Below are 26,412 nucleotides of genomic sequence, written 5' to 3' on the forward strand. Positions count from 1 at the left end.
CCCGAGGATCCCGATGTTCGAACATTTGGTCTCGCAGCTGCGCCGCGGCACGCAATTTGCTCAAGCCGAGCCCGACTCCGCCGATACCTGACATGGAGTGACCGAAACACCGGACGGGGCAAGTTTCTCGCGTCTGCAAGCGCGGTTTTGTCCCCTTGGCCGCAATTCGTTGCACGGCGGACCATTCCGGAACATGACGTCGCCGACAGAGACAAGAGGCATGGTGGAAGGGCGAGGGAGCATTTTGGTGGTGGACGACGACCCCGGCCTCCGGACGGTGATCCGTCGGATCCTGACCCGGGCCGGCTGGCAGGTAAGCGACGCAGGAGACGCCGAGGCGGGATTGCGCCTGGCGGTCGAACAGTCGCCCGACCTGATCTTGTGCGATGTGCAGATGCCCGGGCAGGACGGCTTTGCTTTTCTGTCGGAATTGCGGCAGCACCCGACCGCGGCCCATGTCCCGGTGATTCTGATGACGGGCGATGAATCGCTGGCGGGACTGAACGGCCAGCGCCAGGCCATGGATCTGGGCGCGGACGATTTCCTGACCAAACCATTCAGCGCCGAGCGTTTGGTCCAGGCCGTGCGCACCCGCCTGGCCCGGCAACAGGGCCAACGCCGTTGCTTCGCCGCCCATGAACAGCGGTGGCGCGCCATTCTCGAGGCCGCCAATGATGTCATCGCCCTGGCCGAGGCGCCCACCCTCCGTCTGGCGTATTTGAATCCAGCCGGCCAGATCCTCTTCGGATGGCCCGGCGACAGTCACGCCCAGCATCGCCTGCCCGAGCTGTTCAGTGCCGAGTTATCGCAAAGTCTCTTCGCCGAGATCCTTACCGTGGTGGCCAGCCAGGGCCAATGGCGCGGGCGCCTTTCGCTGCGGGATGCCGAGGGCCGTCCCGTCCCGGCTGCCGCGACCCTGTTGGCCCATCACTCCGAAACGTGTCAGGCCACCTTTTACGCCTTCATCGGTCATGACCTGCGCGATCAGGTACGGGTGGAGCAGGCCCTCCGCGAGAGCGAAGCCCGTTTCCGCGCCATTGCCACGGCCGCCTCGGACGGCATCGTCCTGTTGGATGCCGACGGACGCGTGCTGTTCTGGAATCCGGCCGCGGAACGGATCCTCGGCTGCACGGCCGCCGACCTGCTCGGGCGGCGGCCCACACAGATCGTTCGCGCCGACAACGGTCAACCGGTTTTCGACGCTGTCGCAGCTTGCGCCCGGCACGGGCCGCAGGAACTCGTGGTGCAATGCCCCGATGCCCGGAAAGCAGAAATCGAGTTGCGGCTGAGCCGCGTCGAGTTGGAGGGGCGCAGCCACTGGGTGGGGATCATTCGCGACATCACCCGTCAGCAGGCCCTGACCCGGCAGTTGCAGCAGGAACGCATTCTTTTGCGCACCATCATTGATGCACTGCCGTACAACGTTTACGTGAAGGACCGCCTGGCGCGCAAAACCCTGGCGAACAAGGCCGACCTGAAAGCGCTGGGTGCCACCAGCGAAGCCGAGGTTCTGGGCAAAACCGACTACGACCTGCTGCCCCGCCGCATCGCCGCCGCCTGTTACGCCGATGACATGCGGGTCATTCTCCACGGCGAACCGGTGATCAACCGCCAGGAGCTCATCGTCAACAGCGCCGGCGGCCAGCAGTGGTTGGAAACCACCAAACTGCCCCTCCGCGACGAGCAGGGCAACATCATCGGGCTGGTGGGAATTGGGCGCGACATCACCGCCCGACGCGAAACGGAAGCCCGTCTGCGGATGCTTTCCCAGGCCATCGAACAGTCGCCTGCGAGCGTCGTCATCACCGATGCCGAGGCCCGCATCGAGTACGTCAACCCCCGATTCACCGAGTTGACCGGCTATACCCTGGACGAGGTCCGTGGCCAGAATCCGCGCATCCTGAAGTCGGGCAAGATGGATCCCGCGGTGTATCGAAACCTGTGGGAGACCCTGGCGCGCGGCGAGACCTGGCGGGGGGAACTGCTCAACCGTCGCAAGAACGGCGAACTGTACTGGGAACAGGCCGTCATCGCCCCGATCAAGGACGAACAGGGCCGCGTGACGCACTACCTGGCCATGAAGGAGGACATCACCGAACTGCGTCGCGCCCGTGAAGAACGTGACCGCATGGAGATCCAACTCCGCCAGGCCCAGAAACTGGAGGCCATCGGTCAACTCGCCGCCGGCATCGCCCACGAAATCAACACCCCCATGCAATACGTGGGCGACAACATGCGATTTCTTCAGGACAGCTTTCAGCAGTTGGCCGGCCTCCTCCGGCAGATCCATGCGCTGCCCGAAGACTCCGAATCCGGCCCTCCGTGTGAGGCGGTTCTGGCGCAGCTCCGGCAGGGGGCTCGCGAGGCGGACCTCGACTATCTGTTGGAGGAAATCCCGAAGGCAATCGAGCAAACCCTGCAGGGCGTGGCCCGGGTCACCAAGATCGTGCGGGCCATGAAGGAGTTCTCCCACCCGGGCACTGCCGAGAAGACGCCCACCGACCTCAACCACGCCATCGAAACCACGGTCACCGTCTCCCGCAACGAGTGGAAGTACGTGGCGGACCTCGAACTGGATCTGGATCCCAAACTCCCTCTGGTGCCGTGTTTGCCCGGAGAATTCAATCAGGCCATCCTGAATCTCATCGTGAACGCCGCCCAGGCCATCGCCGAACGCGTCGGCGCCCACCCGACCACCAAGGGTCGCATCACCATCCAGACCCGACGCGCCGATCCCTGGGTCGAGATCCGAATCTCCGACACCGGCTGCGGAATCCCCGAGGCCATTCGCCACCGCATTTTCGAACCCTTCTTTACGACGAAATCCGTCGGCAAGGGTTCGGGACAGGGACTGCCCATCGTCCGCAATGTGATTGTGGACAAGCACGGCGGCACCATCGATTTCGAAAGTCAGGTCGGCCAGGGGACGACGTTCACCCTGCGCCTGCCTCTGCAAGCCCCGTCGGTGCAGAAGCCATGAACCGGCCGCTGCGCATCCTGTTCGTGGACGACGAGCCCATGGTTCTGGACGGCCTGCGCCGGGCCCTGCGGTCCATGCGGACCCAATGGATCATGGAATTTGCCACCAGCGGCGCCGAGGCACTGGCCCGCCTCGAAAAAAGTCCTTTCGACGTGCTGGTCAGCGACATGCGCATGCCCGGCATGAACGGCGTCGAACTCCTCCGGGCAGTGATGCAACGGTGGCCGGAGGTGGTGCGGTTGATCCTTTCCGGCCAGGCCGATGAACAGCAGATCCTTCAGTGCGTCGGGCTGGCCCATCAGTACCTGGCCAAGCCGTGCGACCCCGAATCGCTGCGTTCCGCCATCCACCGCGCCACCCTGGCCGGCCATTCCCTGAACAACCCTCGACTCCGTCAACTGCTCGGCCGGCTCGACCACCTTCCCAGCGTCCCCAGGCTGTACGAAGAGCTGCTTCAGAAGCTGGAGGATCCCGAGACCACCCTCGAAGAGCTGGCTGCGGTGGTGGCACGGGACCCGGCCATGACCGCCCAGATCCTCAAGCTGGTCAACTCGGCCTTTTTCGGTCTGCCCCATACCGTCGCCGACATTCAGGAGGCCGTGGGCTTCCTCGGTCTGAACACCCTGAAGACGCTGGTCCTGGCCCTGCATGCCTTTCATCAGTACGAAAGCCGAAATCTGGGCTGGTTTCCCTACGAAACACTCTGGCGTCACAGTCTCGAAGTGGGCGCCCGGGCCCGTCAGTGGGCCCGAGAGATGCACGCGTCGACCGACGTGGCCGAACAGGCCGCCGTCGCCGGATTGCTCCACGACGTCGGGCAACTCGTGCTGGCCGTCAATCTGGGGGAGGAATACGCACAAATCTGGCGAGAGGCCCGCCAACAGACCCTGCCCCTGGACGAAGCCGAGCAGGCCGCTCTCGGCACCACGCACGCGGAAGTCGGCGGTTACCTCCTGGGGCTTTGGGGCCTGCCTGAACCCGTGGTCGAAGCCATCGCCCACCACCATCAACCCGGCAATCCGGCCTCCCCGGAGTTCTCCGCCCTGACCGCGGTTCATCTGGCGGAAACTCTTCGACCTCCAAATGCAACATTTCCGGAGGAGCATCCCCGGGGGCCGGACGTCGGCTATCTCCAGCGACTGGGTCTGCCCGATCGCCCGACGCTCGAGCAACACCTTGCAAACTTTTCGCTCTGCCCATGAGACCGGATCTGAAAATCCTGCTGGTGGACGACGAACCCAACGTGCTGGCCGCCTTCCAGCGCAATTTGCGCCAGCGTTTCCAGATCGACACCGCCACCAGCGGTCCCGAGGCGTTGCAGAAACTGGAACAACACGGGCCCTACGCGGTCGTGGTCGCGGACATGCAGATGCCCGAAATGAACGGGCTCGAGCTGCTGGTGCAGGTGGAAGCCCGCAGCCCGGACACCGTCCGCATCATGCTCACCGGCAACGCGGATCAAAAGACCGCCGTGGATGCGGTCAACCGGGGACATGTCTTCCGTTTTCTCAACAAACCCTGCCCGGTGGAATTAATGGCCCAAACCCTCCAGGCGGCCCTTCACCAATATCAACTCATCACTGCAGAACGAGAACTCCTGGAGCGCACTCTTAACGGCACGATTCGATTGCTGACCGAAGTCCTTTCCTCCGCCCATCCCGTGGCCTTTCAGATCAGCCAGCGCCTGCGTCAGGCGGTCCGGGAATACGCCTCCTTTTTCAAACTCAAACAGTCGTGGGACCTCGAGGCTGCTGCGCTGCTGTTTCCCCTCGGTCATCTCACTCTTCCGCCGGCGGTCCTCGACAAGCTGGTGCGCAGTCTGCCTCTGGACCCCAAAGAACAGGAGCTCGTGGAACGGACCCCGGAAATGGGTGCGAACCTCCTGGCGCACATCCCGCGGCTGGAAAGCGTGGCCGCCATCCTGCGCTATCAGCACAAGCACTACGATGGCTCCGGCCTGCCCGCCGATCGCATCGCCGGCGAGGACATCCCGGCGGCGGCGCGGGTGTTCAAGGTCTTGCGCGACATGGTGGAACTCGAAGTGCAGGGACAGGATCGCTCTCAGGCCCTCGCGATCCTGCAGGAACGGCAGGGATGGTACGATCCCCGCGTACTCCAGAGCGCGGCGGCCTGCTTCGATGTGTTCCTCCACAAGACACCTGCCGACCAACCCACCATCCGCTCCCGCACCCTGGACGAGCTGGCCGTGGGGCAGGTGCTGGCCAGTGACGTCGAAACCGAAGACGGGATCCTGGTGCTCAAATCCGGCACGGAACTGACGGCCGTCGTCCTGCAGCGGCTGCGCAACTTCGCCGCCCTCAACCCGGTGAAGGAACCCATCTACGTGATGGGCTAAATCCCGGGACCATTCCGCCCTGTCGCCAAGCCTCCTCTTTCCTCCGGGAAAAAGACACTTGCGCGTCTCCCAACGGGTCTCGATCCCCCTCCCCCAAAAAACAAAATGCCGGAGGGCAAAGCCCTCCGGCAGCAAATGGGTTCTTGCCGGACCCGGGAGTCCGCTTACGGCGTGGAATAGTCGCGGCCCTCGCCCGGCTTGGCAACCCGGGTGGTCGAACGCGTGATCTCCGTGACCTCACCCGGAGGCAACGGCGTGAAGGGAGGCCCGAACGTCGGGGGCGGAACCGGCGAACCCAGGCCACCCGAATTCCCTCCGGCCATCAGGATCTCCGGCTTGGTCCGGGCTGCCGTGGCTGTGGCGGTGAGCAACACGTTGGCCTGTTGGAGCACGGTGGCCAACGGGGCCTCCGCACCCAGTCGGCTGCGGGCCTGATCCACAAACGGCTGCAGGCCGGGCAACGCCCGGGTCACCGCGGCGAGAATCTGATCCTTTGCCTGCGGGGCCGCCGTCGCCGCGGCCAGCGCCACCACCGTGTAGTGTTGCGGGACCGCCTTGCACAGGGCCTCCACGATGGCCGCCGCCTGTTGAGGCGCCGCCGCCGCGGCGGCTGCTGCAACCTGGTCCACAAACTCTGCACTCGGCTTCCTTTGCAACGTCACCGCCCGGGCCGCTACGACCGGAGCCGCTACGGGGGCCTGCCGGGCCAGCGCGCCCACCACGGCCACAGTGGCCGCGGGACGAATCGCATGGGACGCGCTGAGGATGTTGGCCGCACTCACGGCCAGGTCTTCCCCGGAAGCCCGGCCCAACAAGGCAGCCGCCTGCGCCGGCAGTTCCGCCACGGGAACATTTCGGAGCGCCTTGCGAGCCGTAGAAACGTCCATCGGCGCGGCCATGCCAATGGAGACAGTGACAGAAAGAATCGCCAGAGCCAGCGGGATTCGGTCAGATGCGCGTTTCATGTTTACTCGACCTCTTTGGTGCATGTCTGCCGTTCTTCTAGTCCCGGTTTCCTTTTGCGTCAAGTGATTTTCGGAAAACTTTTTGCACAGGAGACGCCCCTACCGGAGCCCCGGGGCAAGCACCACCATGTCGCCGGGTCAAACTCCCACCCGGAGCGGAGCCCGAGCCCTTTGGGTCCGGGGCGGCAAGCCCCCGCAAGCTGGCCCCCACCCTGCAACGGTCCTGGCCGCCGGCATTCTCCACGCCGTCGTGTCCCGGAATTCGGCGCGATTGCCCGCTCCACACACCAACCTCGAGCTGGTGCCTATTGGGCCCGGACGCCTTTCAGCCCTGTTGCTTGCAGCCCGTGGGCCGCAAAAACCACCCTGCCGTGCCCCCGCAGCCCAGGGCTGCGACGGATCGACCCTCGCCGCAGCCGAATCACCAGTTGCCATCCCCTGTGTGGTCGAATGACCCCGCCGCGGCTGATGACACCGCGGGTCCCTCAAGGCAGCCCCCGACGCGCCCGCCCCCAACTGCCGTCCCCGGCACGTTCCAGTCCGCAAAGGCCTGAACGGATCAGCGCTCCGGCCGGACCGCACCGGCCGAGCGGCCCTCTGCCAGAGGGCTCAACCCCACCCCAGCAGCCGTCCGCCCTGCCACACCAGAAAGGAGGCCGTCCAGGCCAGCAGCCCCAGATAGCACCACTGAAACAAGGGCCAACGCCACGAATTCGTCTCGCGCCGTACGATGGCCACGGTGCTGGCACACTGCAGGGCAAACACGTAAAACACCATCAACGACATCCCCAGCAGGGGCGTGTACAGCGGGCCGCCATCCGGTCGCGTCTGCCGTTGCATGACCCGGGCCAGATTGCCGATTTCCCCATCCTCATTCTGATCCCCGCTCACGCTGTACACCACCGACATGGTGCTGACGAACACCTCTCGTGCAGCGAACGAGGTGATGATGCCGATGCCGATCTTCCAGTCGAATCCCAACGGCGTGATCAAGGGCTCGATCAGGTGACCCAACCGGCCGGCGAAACTGTAACGCAACCGCTCCGAGGCCTGCGCGGTCTCCAGTTCCTGCACCCGGGCCCGGAGCGTCGCCACCCGGTTTGAAATCGTCGCCAGTTCCCCGGGCTTGGCCCGCTCCAAATCCTCCTCGGCTTGGGCCAGCTCCTGAATCAGGGAGTTCCGCTCCGTCTGCAAACGCGCTTCGAGGTCCGCGCTGCGCGGGTAGGTGGCCAGAAACCACAGCAGAATGTTGATCCCGAGAATGACCGTGCCGGCCCGTTGCAGGAACACCTTGGATCGTTCCCACATGTGGTGCAAGACCACGCGCAGGACGGGGCGGCGGTAGGGCGGCAATTCCAGGATCAACAGCGGCGGCTCGCCCTTCAGCAGCGTCTTCTTGAAGACCCACGCCAATACCAGCGCCGCCACAATGCCGAGCAGATACAGTCCCAGCAACGTCAACCCCTGCAAATCGAACAGGCCCCATACCTTCTGCCGTGGAATACAGGCCGCGATCAGCAGCGTGTACACCGGCAGACGCGCCGAACAGCTCATCAACGGCGCAATCAGGATCGTCACCAGCCGATCCCGGTGATTCTCAATGGTCCGGGTGGCCATGATGCCCGGGATGGCGCAGGCAAACGAGCTCAGCAAGGGAATGAAACTCTTGCCGTGCAACCCCACCTTGCTCATCAACCGATCCATCAGGAACGCTGCCCGGGCCATGTAGCCCGTGTCCTCAAGAAAGCCGATGAACAGGAACAACAGAAGGATCTGCGGCAGGAACACCACCACCGCACCCACCCCGGCGATGACCCCGTCACTCAACAGGCTGGTCAAATCCCCCGGCGGCAGCGTTTCCCGCACCCACTGTCCCAGGGCGTCCACACCCGCCTGCATCGCCTCCATCGGGATGCGCGCGAATACGAAGATGCACTGAAACATCAGGGCCATCAGCCCGAAAAAGATCAGCGTACCCCAGACACGGTGCGTGACGATGCGGTCGGCCCGGTCACTCCAGGTCTCCTTCGGAGTCCACAGCCGGGTGACGGCCTGCGATTCGATCCGGGCCACGGCCTGGTACCGTGCGTCGATGACCACACTCCGCCAGTCCACACCCGCCGCCTCCAACCGTTGGCGGGCCGCGGCCACTGCCTGCTGGATGCCGGGCGAGTAATGGGATCGGCTGGAAGCCAGGGCTTGTTCGTTGCTCAGGAGCAACAGTGCCTCCGCATCGGCCTGCACCCGACGCTCCTGGAAATTCCACGTGAGCAGGGCCGCAAGTTTCTGCGCCTCCTGCACCAGGGGTTCGGGAAGGACGGGAAACCGGCGCCGCGCCGGCGGCGCGGGATTCTCCAACAAGGCCAGAATCCGGGCCCGCAACTCGGGAATGCCCCGGCCCGTGCTGGCCACCACCGGCACCACCGGCACACCCAGTGCCTCTTCCAATTTGCCCGCGTCCACGCGCATCCCGTGGGCCTCGGCCACGTCCACCATGTTGAGGGCCACCACCGTGGGATGCCCCAGCTCGATCACCTGCGTGGCAAAGTACAGGTTGCGCTGGAGGTTGAACGCGTCGACCACCACGACGATGACCGAGGGCGGCGGCAACTCGGGCAACCGCCCCAGCAGCACGTCGCGGGCGATCTGCTCGTCCAACGAGTGCGGGCTCAGGCTGTAGGTTCCGGGCAGATCCAGCACCCGGACCGGCCGATCCCTGGATGCCCCCAGCAGCGGGCCCTCCTTCCGCTCCACCGTGACGCCGGCGTAATTGCCGACCTTCGCGCGCAGGCCTGTCAGGGCGTTGAAGACGGTGGTCTTGCCGCAGTTGGGGTTTCCGGTGATGAAGATGTAACGCGCCTCCACGACGGAGGGCGCAGCGGAGGCCGTCTTGCCCGAAACCGGACTCGTCTGGGCCATGGCTCAAGTCCCGTCCGGCAGGCGCACCCGGATGGCCTCGGCTTCCTGACGGGGAAGGCTCAAACAAGAGCCGCGCACCTTGATCTCCACCGGATCTCGCAACAGGGCAAAGCGAACCAGTTCCACCGGGGTCCCCGGCACCAGCCCCAACTCCATCAGCCGCCGGGCCTCCGCCGGGGGCAACTGAATCTCCGCCACCACCGCCCGGGTCCCGGGCGACAGCGACGCCAGGGAAGGAAGCGTCTCAACCATGCGCTACACCGGAGGACGGCGGTTCGGAAACCGGTTCCACCAGGATGGCCTGGGCAATTTCCTCGCTGATCCCCAGCCGGGCATTGCACACTTGACAGATGAAGTTGGCCTGCCGGCTCAGCACCTTGATCCGCTGTTGCTCCCCGAGCCCCAGCTCCCGCAGCCGGGCCCGCACCTCCGGAGAAGCAAGCAATTGCCGGATGCAGACCTCCGTCCCTTCGGCCATCAGGCTCAGCGGACATACGCCCGGCTCGGCGCAATGGCCCTCCAGAATCTCGCACGGTTTCTGCGCGTCACTCACGGCCCCCAACACTAGCCGAGCCCACCGGCCCCTGCAAGGCGCACCCCCGGATCCTCCCCTCACGGGCCCGTCCCCACGCAGCGGCCCATGCCACTCCGCTCTCCCGCACCCCACTCCGGATGCTGCCGCATCGGGCAGTCCCAACCCGCCCGGGCAAACCGCCCGGCCCAACCGCCCGGCAGCTCCACGCTCGCCCCGCCCGGGCACGCTCCCTCAGCGCGCTCGCTCCCAAACGCACTCCTCCATGTGCACCTCGGCATGTTGCACGACGTCCTCCCGCGTGAGCCCGCGCGCCCGACACCGGACCAGCCGCACGTCCCGAATCTCGGCACCCTCGAACCCGCGCACGTCCAGCACGCGAGCCGCCTTTTGCACATCCACCTGCTCCATGCGCAACCGACGCAGCACCGGCCGATGCGGTCCCTGCGCGCCTTCCTCGTACAAAAAATCGATTTGCAGCAACGCGTCGGCCACCTGGCCCACGCGGAGATTGCGCACGAAGATGTTTTCCACGAGTCCGCCGCGAACCGCATTGGATTTGAAACGGATCACCCGGTCCAGGTTCGGACTGTCCATCTCGCAGTCCTCGACGAACACATTGCGACAGCCGCCGGAGATTTCACTGCCGATCACCACCCCGCCGTGGCCGTCGCGCATCCGGCATTTCCGCACCACGATGTTCTCCGAGGGCACGCCCAGCCGGCGACCGTCCTCGTTGCGGCCGGACTTGATGGCAATGCAGTCGTCCCCCGTGTCGAACACGCATTCCTCGATCACCACGTCCCGGCACGATTCCGGATTGCAGCCGTCGTTGTTGGGCCCATGTGAAACCACCTCGATCCCCCGGACCAGGACGTTCGTGGAAAGGACCGGGTGGACGACCCACATGGGGGAGCGCCGAATGCGAACGCCCTCGATCAAAACGTTGCGACACCGGTAAAACTGGATGAAGTTGGGGCGCAGATAATCGCCCTCGCCATAACGCCGTTGCTCCACCGGCACGCCGGCCGCCACCTGGGCCACCAGGCGATTGCGCGCCGCCGTCTGGTCCGGGCCCTGCGCCGGACGGCCCTTCCACCGCCCTTTCCATGCCCACCAGTTTTCAAAGCTCGCCTGCCCGTCCAGCAGGCCCCGGCCGGTCACCGCCACATGCTCGGCCCCATGGGCGTAGAGGAGCGGTGAGTAATTGTAGCATTCCATGCCCTCGAAGCGGGTCAGGACCTGCGGCAGATAGGCGCGCGGATCCGTCTTGAACTTCAGAACGGCCCCCTCGGCCACGTGCAGGTTGACCCGACTGCGCAGATGGATCGGCCCCGTAACATACTCTCCGGGTGGCACCACCACGCGCCCTCCCCCGGCGGCGACGCAGGCTGCGATCGCCCGGCGGATGGCCTCCGTGGCATCCGTCCGACCGTCCGGAACTGCACCAAAGTCGAGAATGGAAAAGCTGCGGTCCGGAAAGCGAGGGGGTTGAACGCGCGCCACGATGCGCGCCGCCTCGCGCCAAGCCGCTTCGGGGGTCGAGAACTCCTGGGGCGCCCGGGGGCCGGGTGCCGTGCATCCGCTCCAAACAAGAACGCCGGCCCACGCGCTCAGGAGTTTCAAGGCCCCGGTCCGACGCGCTCCCCGGTTCAGGATCTGCATAGGCTTCATTTCTGAGTCCAAATCCGGCCGCGGGAGGAGGCAGCGTTCTCAAGGCCGCTTGCCCACGCGTCCATGCCTGGGCTGTCCCCTCGCCGGGCGTCCTCGATCATTCTAGGCCAAGGACCCGAGACTGTCCTGCCGAGTTTTTGCAAGATGCCTTGAAATTTGGGCACGCGTCCGACCACGCCGGCCGCACCCTTGCAATTTTCTCAAGCCCCCATGCACAAATTCACAGCTTCCGCCCGATGCCCGTTTGGATAAGCTGTTTCACGGTGGCGCTTGTCAGCACATAAGCGCCCGATCGCGAGCATGGAAACGTCTCTGCAGTTGGCAAAATACTCGGTGGGCGTGGGCGACCGGTTCGGTCACCAGGCCCGCGCGCAGTTGGCCGCCTGTCAACAGGCCCTGGCCGCGGGCGTGGAGGTCATTCCCGTCTGGAACAAATCTCACCGCGAACACCAAATCATCGGATCGCGGCCCGAAAGCGTGCGGGCGGCCGCCGAGGCTGCCGTGCGAGCCGCCGGCTGGGATCGACCCTGGCATGTGGATGCCGACCACATTCGCCCGGACATTGTCGAGCCCTACCTTCCCCACTGCGATTACTTCACCCTCGACGTGGCCGAGGCCATCGGCCGGCCCGCCCCCACCGACCGCGTGACCAATTTCCTCCGACGCCACCCGGAATTGTCGGACCGGCTCGAGCTCCCCGGCTTGGACACGCCGTTGGAGGTCCGTACCCGAGAAGTGGAGCAGGCCGCCTGCCGCTACCTGCAGGCCGTCGAATCCGCCGCCACGGCCTACCGGATCATCGCCGGCGCCAAGCCCCCGGGCAGCTTCATCGTCGAGGTTTCGATGGACGAAACCGACCAGCCCCAGACGGCCCTCGAGTTGCTCGTCATCCTGGCCGCACTGGCCGATGCCGGCGTGCCCGTTCAAACCGTGGCGCCCCGGTTTGTGGGCCGCTTCAACAAGGGCGTGGATTACGTGGGCGACCTGCAGGCGTTCGAGCGGCAACTGCACGAGTTCCTGGCCGTCCTGCGATTTGCCCGGACCCACTACGGTCTGCCGCCGAACCTGAAGCTCAGTGTCCACTCCGGCAGCGACAAGTTTTCCCTGTACCCCATTCTGCACCGCGTGATGCGGAAACACGACGTCGGCCTCCACGTCAAGACCGCGGGCACCACCTGGCTGGAAGAGCTTCTGGGCCTGATCGAGTCCGGCGGCGCGGGCCTGGCCCTGGCCCGCACGCTGTACGCCGAGGCCCTGGCGCACATCGACGAACTTTGCGCCCCGTACGCCGCGGTCATCGACATCGATCGGCACCGGCTTCCGTCCGTGGAACAGGTGAACCGGTGGAGCCCCGAGGAATTCGCCGCCGCCCTGCGACACGACCCCCGGCATCCCGCGTTCAACCCTCACCTGCGCCAGCTCTTCCATGTCGGCTACAAACTGGCCGCCCGGAAGGGCCGTGCCTTTCTGGATTTGCTCGAGCAACACAGCGAGCACATTGCCTCACTCGTCACAGCCAACCTCTACGAACGTCATCTGCGCCCCATCTTTGTGGGCGAGCATCCCAAAGAACACCCAACATCCTTGAACCATGAACGACTACGGACTGAAGATCCCCAAGACCGGTTCGCTGGACTTCCTGGCGCTCGGTGCCCTGGTGCACCGGCTTGATCCGGGCGTGGTGCCGTTCCGGAAGGCCACCGAGTGCCGAATCCACGTCAGTGGCGGTGAATTCAACTGCGCCGCCAACCTCGCGGACTGCTTCCGTCTCCAAACCGGGATTGCCACCGCCCTGGTCGAATACCCCATCGGCGATCTCATTGCCGAACGCGTCCGGGCCATGGGCGTCAAACCCTTCTACAAACGCTTCAAACACGACGGCGTGCGGGGACCCAACCACGCCATCGTGTACAGCGACCGCGGCTTCGGCGTTCGGCCCCCGGTGGTGTTCTACAACCGCAGCAACGAGGCCGGTGCCCTGCTGAAACCGGGCGATTTCGACTGGAAGAGCATCTTCGCCCAGGGGGTCCGCTGGTTCCACAGCGGCGGCATTTTCGCCTCCCTGTCCGAAACCACCGGACCCTTGATCATCGAAGCGATGCAGGCGGCCAAGGCGGCTGGAGCCGTCACCTCCTTCGACCTGAACTATCGCCAGAAACTCTGGGATGTCTGGGGTGGTCAGGACCGCGCCGTGGCCGTCATGCGGGAGATCGTGCAGCACGTGGACGTGCTGGTGGGCAACGAGGAGGATCTGCAAAAGGGCCTCGGGCTGAAGGGGCCGGATGTGCACGCCACCTCCCAGCTTGATCCGGCGGTGTTCATCAGCATGATGGACACCGTGGTCAAGACCTATCCCCAAATCCGCGTCGTGGCCACCACCTTGCGCGAGGTGCTCTCCACCAACCGCCACCGCTGGAGCGCCGTGGCCTGGATCAACGGCAAGGTGTATCAGGCGCCCACGTGCGAACTGGACGTGTACGACCGCGTGGGCGGGGGCGACGGTTTCGCCTCCGGCCTTTTCTACGGCATGCTCACCGGCCGGTCCCCCGAAGACTGCGTCCGGCTGGGCTGGGCCCATGGGGCGCTGCTCACCACCACGCCCGGCGACACCACCATGGTCACCCTCGAACAGGTCGAGGCGTTTGCCCGCGGGGGCTCCGCCCGCATCCAACGCTGAGTCTTTGGCCCCGCCCACCTGCAACCACCAACCCGTGCTTGCGCAATTATGGAACCGAAAGCTGACATCGCCGTCATCGGGCTGGCCGTCATGGGCCAGAACCTGATCCTCAACATGAATGACCACGGCTTCACCGTCGTGGCCTACAACCGCACCACGTCCAAGGTGGACGAATTCCTCGCCAACGAGGCCAGGGGCACGCGCGTCCTCGGCGCCCATTCCCTGCAGGAAATGGCCGCCCTGCTCAAAAAGCCGCGCCGCGTCATGCTCATGGTCAAGGCCGGCCCGCCGGTCGACGAGTTCATCGAACAGCTCCTCACGGTCCTGGAGCCGGGCGACATCATCATCGACGGCGGCAATTCGAATTTCGAGGACACCATCCGCCGCACCCGGTACGTCGAAAGCAAGGGGCTCCTGTACATCGGCACCGGGGTCAGCGGCGGCGAGGAGGGCGCCCGCCACGGCCCCTCCATCATGCCCGGAGGCAGCCCCGCGGCCTGGCCGCACGTCAAACCCATCTTCCAGGCCATTGCCGCCAAGGTCACCGATCCCAAAACCGGGCAGGTCGAACCCTGCTGCGATTGGGTGGGCGAAAACGGCGCCGGCCACTACGTGAAAATGGTTCACAACGGCATCGAGTACGGCGACATGCAACTCATCGCCGAGGCCTATCACATCATGAAAGACGGCCTCGGAATGAGCGCCGACGAAATGAGCGCCGTCTTCGGTCAGTGGAACCAGGCCGAACTCCAATCGTACCTCATCGAAATCACCCGCGACATCCTGGCCTTCAAGGACGAGGATGGCCAACCCCTCGTGGATAAAATCCTCGACACCGCGGGCCAAAAGGGTACGGGCAAGTGGACCGTCATGTCCTCGGCCGAACTCGGCATCCCCGTCACCCTGATCGCCGAGGCGGTGTACGCTCGATGCGTCTCGTCCTTCAAGGAACATCGTATGCAGGCCGCCAAAGTGTTCCCGGGCCAACCCGCCCGCTTCGAGGGCGACCGGCAAACGTGGCTGGAGGATCTGCGACGCGCCCTCTACGCCTCCAAGATCGTCAGCTACGCCCAGGGCTTCATGCTGATGCGGGCCGCGGCCAAACAATACGGCTGGAACCTCAACTACGGCAGCATCGCGTTGCTCTGGCGCGGCGGCTGCATCATCCGCAGCGTCTTCCTCGGCGAAATCAAAAAGGCCTTCGACAAGAATCCCGATCTCGACAACCTCCTCCTGGATCCGTTCTTCGCCGAGGCCATCAAGAGCGGCCTGACCTCATGGCGGAAAGTGGTAAGCACCGCCGCCCTGAAAGGCATCCCCGTGCCGGCCTTCAGCACCGCCCTGGCCTTCTTTGACGGCATCCGCAGCGAGCGCCTCCCCGCCAACCTGCTCCAGGCCCAGCGGGACTACTTCGGCGCCCACACCTACGAGCGCATCGACCGGCCGCGCGGCCAGTTCTTCCACACCAACTGGACCGGCCACGGCGGCCGCGTCGCGAGCGGTTCTTACACCGTCTGACCCATCGAACATTTCACGCCCGCCCGGGAGAGCCACGCCCTCCGGGCGGGCGTTTTTTTTTCCGCGCTCCATCGCGCCGGGATGGGTTTTCCGCCGGCTCCCGTCAGCGGCTACGGATCTGGGAACTGCCGGCCCCCGCCGCCAGGCGGCGGACCCGAGCCCTCAAGACCCATCGTGGCCTCAAAAGGGAAACCCCGGAGACGCGTGGACAGCCCGCCGGCGGGTTGTCCGCCAACGCCCGTCGGCGGCTATGATATCCCCCGCCTTTCGAACGCATCTGGAGGCCGCATGATTGGCTCACGGCCCTCATCCCCCCACGCAATCCCCCACATGGCCCGGCCTCTTCCCGGAACTGTGCGGCCTGCACGCCACTCGTCGGCTGATTTGTCGAAAGCCGAACGGATCGCAGTCCGATGAGGCCCAGGAGATGCCGCCTTTGCCAAGAGCATCTTGCCCAGGTCGTTTGGAGCATGGGCGTTTTCCGCGGGAAAAGGGTTCCCCAGGCTGCCATGGATTGAGATCCGCAGCCGCCCCAAGGGCCCCCGAAGCGCCGCAGCCCCGCCTGCTCGCCCATCGCCAGAATCTTCATCCTCGCACCCCGGCGGGCAGCCAATGGGCGGCACACCCACGCGTTCGCAAGGGCCAGAGACCTCCCGTCCGGCAATTGTCATGGCCGATTACGGAAGCGGGTTGAAAAGGCACGACATCCCGCAAGAACCTCAACCAAGCTTGCCGCGAGCGCCTTGCCCGTAACGCAACCGCGTGACCGCTGCTTCGATTCCAAGTGCGATCCAACCCCATGCTCCGTAACACACCGTGGTCGACGCGCCCGTCTTCCTCAGTTTTTGCGCCCGCTTGTCCGGTCCTGACCCGATGCCTGATACGGTTTCTTACGGACGATTCCCCGGTTTCCCCCCGGCCAAGGACCGGAACTTTCCCGGGACAACATCAGGGTTCATTCCCGATTGTGAAGCCCGCTCGCGCTGTTAGTCTGGAGGGCGTTCTCGGCAATCCTGTCCGCAATGGCCGCAGAGATCGAAATCCGAAATCACGAGTCGGCATGCCCGACCGGGCAGGGCGACGTCACAGACCCGGACCCGCCGGCGCAACAGGACACGCTTCGAGAACGAGACCCGGGAGCGGAACATGGGAATTGGGGTACATTGCAACGAGGTGAACGGTGATGTATGCGAAACCCTCCAACATGACGTGGCGATCCGGTTCTTCCGCACGCTGGCCGATACTGCCACGGCCATGGAAGCTCGGAGCCCAACACCCATCCCGGTCATGACGTCTGGTCCCATCCGCATCTTGGTCGTGGACGACCATCCCGTCGTCCGTCGAGGCATCCGCTCCTGTTTGCAACGGCAGCCCGGCCTGGTCGTGGTCGGCGAGGCCGCCGACGGAAAGGAAGCCCTGGAGCTCATCCCCGCCGTGCAGCCGGACGTGGTCCTGACCGACCTGGACATGCCGCGCATGGACGGCCTGGCCCTCACGGAGGCTGTGCGGCGTCAATTCCCCGACGTAAAGGTCCTCATCCTCTCCATGCACGCGAACACGGAGTACATCCTGCGCATCCTCCAGAGCGGGGCCCGCGGATACGTCTCCAAGGAGGCCGACCCCCAGGAACTCCTCCAGGCCATCCAGGCCGTCTACCGTGGCGAATCCTTTTTCAGTGCCGATGTGGCGCGGCTGGCGCTGCAACAAATGGTGTTGTCCGAAGGCGCCGCCAGTGCCGTCCCCGAACTTACACCGCGAGAAAGGCAGGTGCTCATCGGGATCGCCGAAGGGCTCAGCAACAAACAAATCGCCGAACGCCTGGGCGTGGGCATCCGCACCGTCGAGACCCATCGTCAACACATCATGGAGAAACTGGGGATCCACACCGTCGCCGGCTTGACCCGCTACGCCGTGGCCAAGGGACTGGTGTCGGCCCAACACCTTCCACCCCAGAACCACACGGCCACCACCAGCTAGAGCTCCGGACCGCAATAGGCCGTCCTTTGCCTGGTCGTTTGCCCACTTGTCCACGGCACGTTTCAGGGGCGCTCCCTTTCAACCCGGCGCCAGACACCTTCGGTTCCTTCCCAGCTCCTTTCCGGACCGGCCACCTTTGCGCGCCGTGGTTCCGGCAACCTTCCGCAGCACGCCTCGACTCGGCCCCGTCGGCGGTCCCGAACCGGATCCTGTCAGAACCCGGACCCCGATAAACCCACGGGGCGTTTCCCCACACCCCGGAGCCAACCCACATGAGGTTCCCCGATTCTCGGGGCCGCCCTCTCACCCCGTCTCCCACCAGCGCCGCAGCACCTGCAGACTCTCCCGGACCGCCTGCTCCAGGCGTTCGCGAGTGCGCTGCCCCGACCCGACCCAGTCGAACTCGATGTGCAGGGAAAACGGCGCGGCATACCCCTGCTCGCGCAATCGAGGGAAAAGCCTCATCCGGCCGAACTCCCCTTCTCCGAAGGGCACGAAGCGGCGCTTCCGATCGGTGTCCTTGACGTACACCACGCCCACATGCGATCGCAGCCGCTCGAAGTGGTCCCGCCACTCGTCCCCGTGCACCAGCAACGCATGCCCCGGGTCGAACGCCACCGCTACGGTATCCGGAGGAAACCCTTCCACGAGCGCAAGCATTTCGCGCAGGTCGCCTCCGAGGTACTGGCTCGACCCGGCCGGAGAGTGATTCTGCAACAGGGCACACATGCCGAGCTCACGATTCCACGCGGCCAGCGCCCGTAGCCGCTCCCGCACCCATCGAAGCTGCGACTCGGTCGGTTGATCGGGATCCTTCCGAAGAAACCCAACCCGGTAGTACTTCACGCCCAAACCTCGGGCCGTCTCCAGCACCTCCCGGGCGTGCGGAGACTCCGGCGACAGAATCGCCGTCGTCAACAGCCACACCCGTTTTCCCCGGGCCCGAAGCAATTCCGCATACCGGGGTAGATCCTCGCGCACGCGCTCGGGCTCGATTCGATCGCGGGGCCGTACCGCACAATCCACTCCGTCCGCCCCGCTGGAAGCCACCAGGTCGGCCGTCTCCTCCAGGCTCAAGCCGGCCTGCACACAGACTTTGTCAAACAACGCCACCGGCGGCATGGGCCGAGACGCCGATTCGGCTGCCCGACTTCGGCAGGCCACCGCCCAGACTCCGACCCCGAGGCAGGTGCGCACGAACTCTCGCCGGGTCAAACGCTCGTGAACGCTCATGAGCACCAGAGTGGCCCGGCATCGATGTCTGTACAAGGACTCCTTGTCCACGCTCGCCTGCCCATTGCCCCCCGTCGCCACCCTTCCCGGCCTTGTTTCCATGAACCCGCACCTTCCTCGGCCATGAATCCTTGCGCAGGGAGCCTTTGGACACACTTTTCGTGTCGGCCGGGCTCTCCGCGTGGTTTGTCGTCGGAATCGCAAGGGGTGTGATCCCCGTCGGGGGCCCAATGGCGGAGGAGCCTCCTCGACGGCCGGCGGCAGAACGGTTTTGACGTCCCCGGGCCCCATGGGCCCAAAGACCGGGATCTTCGGGGCCGGCGTCAGCGGGAAGAGAACCTTCCGCCGGACTCGAGAATTGCCCCGAGCCTGCCCTTTGCTGATCTTCCCCGCGTGCGCTGCCACGTCTTGATCTGTCCGGACAAGTTCAAAGGCACCCTCACCGCCCTGCAAGCAGCCCGAGCCATCGCGCGCGGCTGGCACCGGGTTCGGCCCCGGGACACGCTCGATCTTCTGCCGATCAGCGACGGTGGCGATGGATTTGGGGAAGTGTGTGGGCACCTGCTCGGCGCCCAAACCCGGCATGCGAGCACGATCGATGCGGCAGGCCGACCCTGTCGGGTGCGTTGGTGGTGGGTTCCCTCCCGCAACCTCGCGCTCGTCGAGTCCGCCCGGGCCATCGGACTGGCCCGACTGCCACCGGGGCGGTTTCATCCGTTTGAACTCGACACGTCCGGCCTGGGTGCACTCCTGCGGCGCGTGGCCCGCAGTGGAGCCTCCCGCGTGCTCCTCGGGCTGGGAGGCAGTGCAACCAACGACGGAGGGTTCGGCCTGGGCCGCGCACTCGGTTGGCGGTTCTACGACCGACGCGGCCGCGAGCTGCTGCGCTGGACGGAACTGTCCCGGCTGGCACGCGTCGAACCCCCGCCGTGCCCCGCGCTGTTCCGAAGTCTCACCGCCGCAGTGGACGTCACCAATCCCCTGCTCGGTCCGCGCGGGGCCACGCGCATTTACGGCCCCCAAAAAGGCCTCCGTCCCGAGGATTTCCCGCTGGCGGAGCGTTGCCTGCGGCGGCTGGCCACGGTCATGGAGGAGTTTTGGCGACGTCCGTTGGCCAACCAGCCGGGAGCCGGCGCTGCCGGAGGACTGGGCTTCGGCGTGCTGGCCTTCGCCCGGGGCCGACTGGTTCCCGGGTTTGCCTGGGTGGCCCGCCACGCCCGCCTCTGGCAACGGCTCCGCGCCGCGGACCTCGTCATCACGGGTGAAGGCGGCCTCGATCGTTCCAGCCTCATGGGCAAAGGAGTCGGCCAAATCGCCCTTGCCTGCCGTCGCCGCCGCGTGCCGTGTCTCGCCCTGGTGGGCCGGCTCACCCCATGGCCGGACCTTTCCGAGTGGTTCCGGCGCACCTATGCCCTCACCTCGGCTTTCGACGAAGTTCGGGCCCAAACCCGGGCCGCCGAAGCCCTCGCAGAATTGGCCGAACGCGCAGCCCGCGACTGGTCGGTTGATCTCGTGAGCAACCCGCCGGCCGAAACGCGCAAGCGTGCCGACAGTTGAGTCCGGCCTGACTTCCTCCCTGCGCAGCCCCGGCTCCGAACACCCAAGCCCCTGTGTATCGGCACCCGGTTCGGCCGCGAGGTAATGCCGGAACAACCTCGCGGGCCCGACCTGACGCGCACCGGCAGTGGCTTCCGTGAGAAGCTAACTTCGCGTGACCTGCAAGCCGGTCGCGGAAATCGTGAAGTCCACAAAGCGGGCCCGCGGATTGGGCGGATTCCGCGTCAATCGCTCCCGAATCCGCTGCGCCGCGAACGGATCTCTTGCCAACATCAACAGGTAGCCACCCCCGCCCGCACCGGCCAATTTCGCTGCAGCCAGATCGGACGCCACCGCGTCCAGAATCGCCTGTACCCCCGGCGGATTGGTCCCGGGATCCAACTGCTGATTGAGGCGCCAGCTTTCCCGGATGCACTCGGCCAGCCCCGCTGCATCGCACCGCTGAATTGCCAGTGCAGCCCGCTCTGCATTCCGGCCAATCTCCTCCAGCACTGCCAACGATGGGGCGTCGTTCAAAAACATCGATCGCACCACTTCGCCGAGGATGTTGCGCGCCAGTCGCGTCAGCCCCGTGTAATACAACAAAAAGCACTGCGCCACGGGGGGCTGCTCCAACAAGTGCTGCGGCAGCCAGTGCAACTGCGGGGTCTGACGCAAGCCGGGCCGCGTTTCGATCAACTTCACTCCGCGCTCCATCGCCCCCACCTGGTCCTGCCATCCACCCCCCGTCCCCAGCAACTGCTCCAGCACGAGCGTCTTCTGGCAAAGCGTCTCCCGATCCCAATCCAGCCCGCACAAATCCGACAGGGCGGCCAGGAGCGTCATCCCCAAAATGCTGCTCGTCCCCAGCCCACTGCCCTTGGGCACCGCGGCCACCAGCGAAAGCTCGATCCCGCCCCCGAATTCCCGCAGTTGCTCCTCGAGGCTCGCGAATCCACCATGCACATGGAACCGCGGCAGAAACCCCGCCAGCGCCAAGGCAGCCCGCGCCAACCCGAAGGGGTTTCCCGGCTCCCCATACGCCTCCAGGTCCGCAAACGTCCGCAGCCTCGTCTCGGCACTCAGGTCGATCGACCGGATCACCAACACCGGCTCCGGAATGCATTTCGCAAAGACCTGAATGGGGGGTTGCCCGTTCAGATCCACCGCCACATTGACCACGCGTCCCCCGTGTTCCAGGCAATAGGGCGGTGTGTCGGTCCAACCCCCTGCCAAATCCAACCGGACGGGACTGCGTGCCCACACGATCTGATCCTCCAACACCACACGCCTCGGATTCGCCGGCGTCACTTGCGCCTCGCGCACCAGCATCTCCTGCAAGCGCTCAAAGGCCTGGCGCTCCAACCCCTCCCAGTCGGCTTCCCCCCGCACCCGTCTCACTGCCGCCTGAAACATCGCCTCCCGCACCGCCAACATCGGCGGGTCGTCGTCCCCGAACGCCAACGCCTCCCACCCGTCGGCCTCGGCCGCCACCAGCCGCGCCGTGGCCTCCAGATCCAACCGCGAAAACACACTCCAGCGGCAATGCCGCCGCAACGCCCGCGCCGCCTCACGTCGCAATCGTTCCCGCTGTGCGTACAACCGGTCGGGGTTCACCCGCAGCGCCAGTTGCGCTGCCGACAGCCGTTCCACCTGCTGCCAAAACCGCGCCCATCGATCCCCTTGCGTTCCCTCGCCCGAGACCAACCACTGCACGAACTCCGGATCCAGTTCGCGCTCCGTCACCACGGGGAACAACGGACAAAACTGTAAGTCCAGTCCCGGGGCCAGTCCGGCGGTGCTGCCATCCAGACCCCGCCGCACGAACCACTCGAACGCCGGCCGACCCAGCCATCGCGTGGTTGCCTCATTCCATGCGCCCCGAAAACCGTCCCGAAAGCCATACACCCGCACACACCAGGCCTCCTCGTCCACGGGCACCAGGTCCAGACAAACTCCGGAGGGCAATCGCAACGGCCAGTCGTTCTCCGGCACCCCGGTGATCACCTGCTCATGTCCCAGATGCCACGCCCCACTCACCACGCTGTTCTCGATCCACAACGTATGGTGCCGCTCCCGGTCCAGCACCGGCGCCACCCGACAATTCTGCAGCACCTGGTCCGGATGCCGCTGGTCCGTCCACTCCCCAGATACCCGGTTTTGCAGGGACACCACCGACTCGATCATCTGGGCCGTCGCCCCAAAATGGTAAAACTCCCCCTCCGGTAACTCGACCACGGCACACGAAAGCGCTCGAATCTCCGCATCGTCCCGGACCGGATCCGTCCCCAACGCCAACGCAAAGCCTCCGTAGAATTCGTAGGACACCGGCCGCCCCTCCGAAAACCCGCCGGATTCTTCCTCCCATCCGCATCTCCGCATCAACACCCGTGCCGCCCGCGCACTCAACAACCAAATCCCCGTGTCGACGCTCCAACGATACTCCAGGGACATCCGCCGGATCTCCGCTGCCGAAGGTTTCTGGCGCGCGAACGCCAGGCGCCCCGGCTGCCGCCGAGGGCAGAACAACACGCCGAAGTTCTGCGCCACCTCCGGTGGAACCCGCACCCCCACCGCCACCACGTCCACCGCCGGAAACTCGGGCAGCTGGCGACCCAACCGGACCAGTACATCCCCGCTTGTCAACAACACACAGGCCGGCTCGGGCGCATGACGCAGGAGCCGCTCATACTCGGGCAACTGTACATCCAACAAGGTCTGGTCCAGTCGCTGCCCCCGGCTCCAGCGCAGCACCGGCAACGGCAGCAACAGCTTGCCCACCGGAGCATACGCCGGTAAGCGCCGACTCTGTCCCCCCGCATGCAACACCAACTTGCGCCCCTCCCGCAACCAGGCTTCGAAACCCCGGTCTGCGCCGGTCAGTCGCCATGCGGTTGCCAGTAAATGGGCCGTCGCCGCGCCCGAGCCCATGCCGGGCCCCGGCGGATCCGCTGCCACCACCCACGCGGGCAACCCGCGCCCCTCCAGGCGCGGAAATGCCGCTGCCATGGCCGGAGGCAGAGAAATCAAATACTGCACGGATACATCCCGGCTCCCCATACGCCCGCGCAAATTGAAGCGCTCGGACCCACCTGTCGAGACCATTCCCCTCGCCCGATGGGTTTCGATCTCTTCTCGGCACAAATGCCCCACCAGTAACTCGCTCATCCGGGCCCGGCCTGTGCCGGAGCTTCCACACCTTCACCCGGCGCCGGTCCGGGCCGTGTCCGGTGCGTCTTCCGTCCCCCGATCAGTCCGCCCCCGCTCCCGGAGCCGCACTCTCACGCGGAGGAAACAACGGCGACCTCACCCATCCCCACCGCGCCAACCGATAAACCACCGCCGTTTGCAGACAACCCCACCCATAACGGACGCTGCGCCAAAAGTCGATCGAGGAAGCCTCCGGAAAGTACTTCGTGGGACAACTTACCTCCCCGATGACATACCCATGCCAGAGAATCTGTGCCAGGATCTGGTTGTCGAACACGAAATCGTCCGAGTTCACCCCATAGTTGATCCTGCGCAACACCTCCGCCGAAAAAGCCCGGTATCCGGTGTGATATTCCGACAATTTGGCCCCGAGCAGAAGGTTCTCGACCAGCGTCAGGATCCGGTTGGCCACATACTTCCACCACGGCATCCCGCCCCGCAGGGCCTGACCTCCCAGGATCCGACTCCCCAGGACACACGCGTACACCCCGTTGGCAATCATCGAGGCCATCGCGGGGATCAAGGCCGGCGTGTATTGGTAATCCGGATGAATCATGATCACTATGTCCGCTCCCGCCTCCAGGGCCAGGCGATAACACGTCTTCTGGTTTCCCCCGTAGCCGCGATTCTCCGGATGCACATGCACCCGCACCCCCTCCAGCGACCGTGCAATCGCCACCGTGTCGTCCCGGCTGTGGTCGTCCACCACGATGATCTCATCCACGATCTCCTGCGCACGCACCTCCTCCCACGTCCGACGCAGCGTCCGCGCCGCATTGTACGCGGGCATCACCACCACGATTTTCCTTCCCCGATACATCGTTTGTCCGACCTTGCCCGAGGCCGCGCCAAGCTGCCGAAACTCACCCCGAATTGAGAAGTCCAAAATCAGCCCGTCCCCTCCCGCAACCGCGCTCTTTCCTCCGGATGTTCAACCCCTCGAATGGCCGAAGCCGACACGGACCCGGTTTCACGCTGCGCCAGCAACCAGCGCGCTGACGCGCTGGCCCGCGTCTGAAGCCGGCCCGGGACCACCCACCGGGCACATTCCCCGTGCGCCCGGCCTTCCACGCCCGCCCACCTCGAATCCCATCCCGCCCAGAACGGCCATTCCCTCCCGCCCACGAGCTGCTCGCCGCCTCTTCAGCTCTTGCGTCTTTGCCGGTGTCCCCCTTCGACGATCTCCGACTCCGCAAATCTGCCCGTCCGACTTCCCCCATGGCATCCCACGTCCCTCGGCCATGGCGCGGCAGGTCGGACCCTCCACCCATCCGGGCGCGGCATGGGAGCCACTTGAACAGGCATCCGGTCGGCTCCTCACGCCGCGGCACTGACACCGCGCCCCCTCGGCGCCCGGGTCACCCAATCCTTCCGGTGGACCCGATCCAGCCCCGGCAGCCGGCCGCAACCCCACCGCCACACGCACCTGGGCGAGCCATTCGCCCGATTCCATTCACTTCCCCGCACTGCCCCGAGGACAACGTTTCATCACCGCACTCTCGCCGGTCCTCAGACCCTGCGCCCAAAAGCACTCCTGCCACATTCCTGTCTTTCGATGCTGTCGAAATGCGCCATCCATCCAGCTCCTGCCCGCCACCCATGTCGCCAATTGACCTCTGCGCCCTCCTGGCCTGACTCCCGAACGCAACACTTAAATGAAATGTCGCATGCCCCCGTTCGAAACCTCGGGAGGTGCGACCTCGGCAGCCTGCCCGCCCCGCGAAGTTCGGCGCGCTACAAGATCAGCCTTGAAGGTTTCCCTTACATTACGTCAGTCCCTCATGGCCACCAATCCTGAGGTCCGCCAAGCCGGGCAGCCGGGCACGAGACCCAGTTCTCTTCCAGTGCCTCCACCTCCTGCCCCCCTTCAGGAAGCCGTCCCAGGCCGTCCCTGGAGCCCCGACGCTGTCCGCGACCTATTTCCGGGCTTGACATGAGCGACGGAGGCCGCAAGGATCTCACGCATGAGTGACAACGTTAGTTCCGCTCCAGGTTCTTCCGAAGTCCCCAATCAGCCTCCCGCACCAACGTCGCCCCCGCGTTGGCGAAGGTATTTCCCCAAGGACGCCCCGGACCTGCTGCGCGAGGCCTTCGTGGCCGTCAGCTGCGAGGCACCGGACAACATCCGTCTCGGCAAGAAAGCCGTATTACTCGGATCTTTCCACTACAGTGCGGGACCGCCCTGGAGCTATGGAGGGGACTTGTACTTTCGCCTCCGCAAATCCTTCCGCGAATGGGAGCTGGTGATCGTGGACGAATCCGCGGGGTATGACCTCGGCGAGCCGGGCCGGACGCTGCGATGGGTCCTGAGCTCCCTTCCAGCCCGCCTGCCTCGCCACCAGGCCCTGGCCCTCTTCACGGCCAAGCTTTTGGCGGAGCCCCGGGTCAGCATCGATTATGAAGCCAAATATGCACATTACATCCCAATCGCCGAGGATTTCTTGCGGCACATGAAAGCCCAGGGATGGAACACGGAGACCTGGGAGCGCGGCGACGAGTCCGACGAAGAGGAATAAGCCGGGAAGAGCTGTTATTCAAACGGATCATCGCTGCGGGGTGTGCACACGTCCTTTGCCCCCATCGAAACGCTCATCTCGCCAACCCGGCCAACGAACCTTTTTCGTGACCTGATCCGGGGCACCGCGACAGTCGCACCGATCACCCGGTCCCCGCCCGAAAGCACCTCTGCAAACGAGCGCCATCCACGGGTGCAGTTCGACGCAACGTTTTTTGTTCGCGAGCCTCCCTAAGAGCCGATACGGCGGCTCTGCCCGGCCCGCGGATATCACTCGCATTGCGTGCTTTTCTGCAAACCGGCGCCGGCGAGCGCCGTCG

At 65.4% G+C, this 26,412-nt stretch carries 17 protein-coding genes; 9 read left to right on the forward strand and 8 right to left on the reverse strand.

What is annotated here, in order from left to right:
• The first annotated feature begins 220 nt into the window (after positions 1 to 220).
• Genes ACPDIT_RS00665 through ACPDIT_RS00675 form a run of 3 tightly spaced genes read left to right on the forward strand, consistent with a single transcriptional unit; the run spans position 221 to position 5,336 of the window.
• Complete coding sequence (locus ACPDIT_RS00665; RefSeq protein ID WP_423440644.1) at positions 221 to 2,980, forward strand: PAS domain S-box protein; 2,760 nt, start codon at positions 221 to 223, stop codon at positions 2,978 to 2,980.
• Positions 2,977 to 4,182, forward strand: coding sequence for an HDOD domain-containing protein (locus ACPDIT_RS00670; protein WP_423440646.1), 1,206 nt, complete (start codon positions 2,977 to 2,979; stop codon positions 4,180 to 4,182). Before ACPDIT_RS00665 ends, ACPDIT_RS00670 begins: the two co-directional genes overlap by 4 nt.
• Positions 4,179 to 5,336, forward strand: a complete 1,158-nt coding sequence (locus ACPDIT_RS00675) for an HD domain-containing phosphohydrolase (RefSeq protein ID WP_423440647.1) — start codon at positions 4,179 to 4,181, stop codon at positions 5,334 to 5,336. The genes ACPDIT_RS00670 and ACPDIT_RS00675 overlap by 4 nt, the downstream gene beginning before the upstream one ends.
• 164 nt (positions 5,337 to 5,500) lie before the next feature.
• Here ACPDIT_RS00675 and ACPDIT_RS00680 read toward each other — a convergent pair whose 3' ends face one another.
• From ACPDIT_RS00680 to ACPDIT_RS00700, 5 genes are all read right to left on the reverse strand, one after another.
• Positions 5,501 to 6,301, reverse strand: a complete 801-nt coding sequence (locus ACPDIT_RS00680) for a hypothetical protein (RefSeq protein ID WP_423440648.1) — start codon at positions 6,299 to 6,301, stop codon at positions 5,501 to 5,503.
• Between the two features lie 609 nt (positions 6,302 to 6,910).
• Positions 6,911 to 9,220 (reverse strand): ferrous iron transport protein B, encoded by a 2,310-nt coding sequence (gene feoB, locus ACPDIT_RS00685; protein WP_423440650.1) that lies wholly within the window; start codon positions 9,218 to 9,220, stop codon positions 6,911 to 6,913.
• 3 nt (positions 9,221 to 9,223) lie between these two features.
• Positions 9,224 to 9,472 (reverse strand): FeoA family protein, encoded by a 249-nt coding sequence (locus ACPDIT_RS00690; RefSeq protein WP_423440652.1) that lies wholly within the window; start codon positions 9,470 to 9,472, stop codon positions 9,224 to 9,226.
• Positions 9,465 to 9,773, reverse strand: a complete 309-nt coding sequence (locus ACPDIT_RS00695) for a FeoA family protein (protein WP_423440654.1) — start codon at positions 9,771 to 9,773, stop codon at positions 9,465 to 9,467. Before ACPDIT_RS00695 ends, ACPDIT_RS00690 begins: the two co-directional genes overlap by 8 nt.
• 213 nt (positions 9,774 to 9,986) lie before the next feature.
• Complete coding sequence (locus ACPDIT_RS00700; protein ID WP_423440656.1) at positions 9,987 to 11,417, reverse strand: glycoside hydrolase family 28 protein; 1,431 nt, start codon at positions 11,415 to 11,417, stop codon at positions 9,987 to 9,989.
• A 309-nt stretch (positions 11,418 to 11,726) separates the two neighbouring features.
• Here ACPDIT_RS00700 and ACPDIT_RS00705 point away from each other — a divergent pair, with 309 nt between their 5' ends.
• The 4 genes from ACPDIT_RS00705 (at position 11,727) to ACPDIT_RS00720 (ending at position 17,598) form a co-directional block, all read left to right on the forward strand.
• Positions 11,727 to 13,097 carry a tagaturonate epimerase family protein gene (locus ACPDIT_RS00705; RefSeq protein WP_423440658.1) on the forward strand — a complete coding sequence of 457 codons (1,371 nt, stop codon included), beginning with the start codon at positions 11,727 to 11,729 and terminating at the stop codon, positions 13,095 to 13,097.
• Complete coding sequence (locus ACPDIT_RS00710) at positions 13,018 to 14,103, forward strand: PfkB family carbohydrate kinase (RefSeq protein WP_423440660.1); 1,086 nt, start codon at positions 13,018 to 13,020, stop codon at positions 14,101 to 14,103. Before ACPDIT_RS00705 ends, ACPDIT_RS00710 begins: the two co-directional genes overlap by 80 nt.
• 48 nt (positions 14,104 to 14,151) lie before the next feature.
• The gene (gene gnd, locus ACPDIT_RS00715; RefSeq protein ID WP_423440662.1) at positions 14,152 to 15,621 is read left to right on the forward strand and encodes a decarboxylating NADP(+)-dependent phosphogluconate dehydrogenase; all 1,470 of its coding nucleotides are present in this window, start codon (positions 14,152 to 14,154) and stop codon (positions 15,619 to 15,621) included.
• Between the two features lie 1,173 nt (positions 15,622 to 16,794).
• Entirely contained in the window at positions 16,795 to 17,598 is an 804-nt protein-coding gene (locus tag ACPDIT_RS00720; RefSeq protein WP_423440664.1) for a response regulator, read from the forward strand.
• 303 nt (positions 17,599 to 17,901) lie between these two features.
• Here the strand turns inward: ACPDIT_RS00720 and ACPDIT_RS00725 are convergent, their stop codons facing one another.
• The gene (locus ACPDIT_RS00725; protein ID WP_423440666.1) at positions 17,902 to 18,831 is read right to left on the reverse strand and encodes a sugar phosphate isomerase/epimerase family protein; all 930 of its coding nucleotides are present in this window, start codon (positions 18,829 to 18,831) and stop codon (positions 17,902 to 17,904) included.
• 393 nt (positions 18,832 to 19,224) lie between these two features.
• Between ACPDIT_RS00725 and ACPDIT_RS00730 the strand changes: the two genes are divergently transcribed.
• Positions 19,225 to 20,388, forward strand: a complete 1,164-nt coding sequence (locus ACPDIT_RS00730) for a glycerate kinase (protein ID WP_423440667.1) — start codon at positions 19,225 to 19,227, stop codon at positions 20,386 to 20,388.
• A 144-nt stretch (positions 20,389 to 20,532) separates the two neighbouring features.
• Here the strand turns inward: ACPDIT_RS00730 and ACPDIT_RS00735 are convergent, their stop codons facing one another.
• Both ACPDIT_RS00735 and ACPDIT_RS00740 read right to left on the reverse strand, forming a co-directional pair.
• Entirely contained in the window at positions 20,533 to 23,535 is a 3,003-nt protein-coding gene (locus ACPDIT_RS00735; RefSeq protein WP_423440669.1) for a bifunctional fucokinase/fucose-1-phosphate guanylyltransferase, read from the reverse strand.
• A gap of 82 nt (positions 23,536 to 23,617) precedes the next feature.
• Positions 23,618 to 24,397: a glycosyltransferase family 2 protein gene (locus ACPDIT_RS00740; protein WP_423440671.1), complete on the reverse strand. Its 780-nt coding sequence runs from the start codon at positions 24,395 to 24,397 to the stop codon at positions 23,618 to 23,620.
• Between the two features lie 1,144 nt (positions 24,398 to 25,541).
• Between ACPDIT_RS00740 and ACPDIT_RS00745 the strand changes: the two genes are divergently transcribed.
• Positions 25,542 to 26,093: a hypothetical protein gene (locus ACPDIT_RS00745; RefSeq protein ID WP_423440673.1), complete on the forward strand. Its 552-nt coding sequence runs from the start codon at positions 25,542 to 25,544 to the stop codon at positions 26,091 to 26,093.
• Positions 26,094 to 26,412: the final 319 nt, after the last annotated feature.

The organism is Limisphaera sp. VF-2 (genome assembly GCF_049537125.1).
Taxonomy (GTDB): Bacteria; Verrucomicrobiota; Verrucomicrobiia; order Limisphaerales; family Limisphaeraceae; genus Limisphaera.